This is a genomic window from Absiella sp. AM09-50, assembly GCF_003433845.1.
Taxonomy (GTDB): domain Bacteria; phylum Bacillota_I; class Bacilli_A; order Erysipelotrichales; family Erysipelotrichaceae; genus Hoskinsella; species Hoskinsella hominis.
In genome coordinates this window covers 1-2,395 of sequence record NZ_QVFI01000062.1, presented here as the reverse complement: position 1 = coordinate 2,395, position 2,395 = coordinate 1, and the positions used below count along the sequence as shown (strand labels likewise).

Here is a 2,395-nt window from a genome sequence, read left to right as displayed (position 1 = left end):
GTACTGATGTCTGATGAAAATTCATTTATCTTCTTGATGTAATCGGGAGCATAGGCGATAAACGAAGCGGACAGTACGAACACCACTACAAAGTTGATAACGGCGTGAAGTGCCTTGCTGGTTTCCCGTTTGATAAGTCCCGTATAGGCAACATAAAGTCCCACCACTAAGATAATGAGAAGCAGGAAACCAACATAAAAGCCAGAGCTGGAAAAACCGTTCTGCGTTACGCCTGCAAGGGTCTGTATGCTTTTTCCGATACTGTCTGCCATATCGTTGATGAAGTCCAGCTTATAGGCTTCCTGCACTACATAGCCCGTGGCATTGCTTAAATAAAGGCTTATCGTCCAGACAAAATTAGTGATACAGTAAAGCCCGTACTGCACCGATTTTCCGATACCGTCCAGCCAGTTCCACGGAAGCCACGACCAGCTATTATCTACATAAAAATCAAGCTGATAATTCGACAGCGGATATTTTGAGTAAAGATTTTCTTCGTTTATGGTATCGTCTACAAGTCCCGTCGCATGAGCCACCGTCCCCAAAAGTGAAAGCAGGATAAGGGAGAGTGCCACCACGAACAGAGCCATTTTGAGAAAGTGAAGTATCTTCCTTTTTGTGAACGCACCTTTTATCCTTTCTTTCATCACTCCACCTCATTTCTCTGTACGGGCGGTCTGGTATCAAAGGCGTGTAGCAGTTCTTCAAAGACGGGGTGTATCTGTACTACACCAACACGCCCGTATAAGTCCTGCAATAAGCATTGTCCGTTATCCAAATCACGCAAGCGTTTCTGGTTGTTTTCGTCGTCCTTGTCAATGCCGAAAAATTCTAGGGTCTGCTTTATCTCGCCCAAGTCGGTACTACGAAATGCAAATTTCAAGCCGATATTGTTTTTCAGACTTTCCTTTGCCACGTCCCCAGAAGATTGTGTAACGAAATAAACGCCTGCCTGCATAGCTCGTCCAGCACGAACCAGCTTATTTGATAGGGTTTCGCCTTGTGCCACATTTAAGAACGCCCACGCTTCGTCAAGGTCTACAATCTTAAAAATACTTCTGTCCGAATGGATAAAATCAAGGGCAAAGGTACTAATCACAATCAGCATAGATACTGACAATAATTCAATGGTCGTGTATTCCTCAAAGGTTGTGTCCTTATCTGGCAGTACAAGGTCAGCTACTTGAATGATATTGAGCTGGTTATCCAGACTGATAGCATTTTCTACCGTACCGTCTGAAAACAGCAGGTGTGCAAAATCATAGTCCGTGAAGCTGTCGATATGGTCTGCGATATTCCTTGATACTGGCGTATCTTCACGGCGTAGCTCGTCTATTACATGGAGCAAGCCCCGACTGTCGCTCTGGGTAACGGAACGAACCGCTTTTCGCAACACGGGGAATTTTTCGCCGTCCCTAGAGGAAATACCAGTAAGGAATGTCAAGATGTCGATTGCCAGACTTTCAGCGTCTTTTACATTCTTCATAATCACAAACGGGTCAAGAAGTCCTGCATTGTCCTTGTCGCTTGTTAGGTTTACGATATTGATTTCATGGGCGATTTCTGGGAGCGTTTCTTTCCAGTTGCCACGCTCTGATTTAGGGTCTAAGATAACTGCTTGTCCCCCAAAGAGAACCGAATAATACACCAGAAGATTGTTACAGAATGACTTTCCACCGCCAAGCGAACCGACAAAAGCAGAAGCTAAAGCGTTGGTAACTGTACCTTTTATACCTTGACTGGCAAGGGACGGTTGCAGGTACACATTTCTTCCCGTATCAACGGAATAGCCCATATAGATACCCGTAGTTTCCCCTAACTGCTGTGTCGCACCAAAGCCAAGCCCAGCCAAGAAGTCTGATTTTACATACTGCACATAATCGTTGATATATCGCTTGCTGGCAGGAAGAAATTCAGAATGAAGCCCCAGCATATCCCCAGCAGGACGCACCAGCTTTACATTGAGGTCGTCGTAAAAGTCTTTGACTTCATCACAACGGCGTTTCAGCTCGTCAAGATCGGGTGCAGACACCCGTATCACGTAGCTTAACTTATACATACTTTCTTTGCTCTGGTCTAAGTCTGTTTCCAGCTCGTCCACGCTGTCTAATGCGTCCACCACATTTGAGCTGGTTTCACTTCCTGCTTGATAAGCGTGATTGTCAAGGTCTTTCAATTCCTTTTTCTTATTTCTTACTGTGGTAAGAGCCTTTCTGTTCTCCACAATTTCTACATTCATGCTTGTATCAACGGGGAATGTAAACTGCTGTTGCTGGAAATAGAAGATTTCAGACGACGGAAAATCAAGCTCCCCGACAATCGCATTGACGGTAAAATAGGATACATAGCTTTCCTTGTCCTCATGTTCCAAGCGTAAATACCGCTGGCTTTCCTC

2 protein-coding genes are annotated in these 2,395 nt (G+C 44.9%); both read right to left on the bottom strand.

From position 1 onward, the window contains the following. On the bottom strand, positions 1-647 hold a 647-nt coding region (locus DW114_RS21035; protein ID WP_417281454.1), incomplete at its 3' end, for a CD3337/EF1877 family mobilome membrane protein. Then, on the bottom strand, positions 647-2,395 hold a 1,749-nt coding region (locus DW114_RS21030; RefSeq protein ID WP_117456291.1), incomplete at its 5' end, for an ATP-binding protein. The genes DW114_RS21035 and DW114_RS21030, both read right to left, overlap by 1 nt.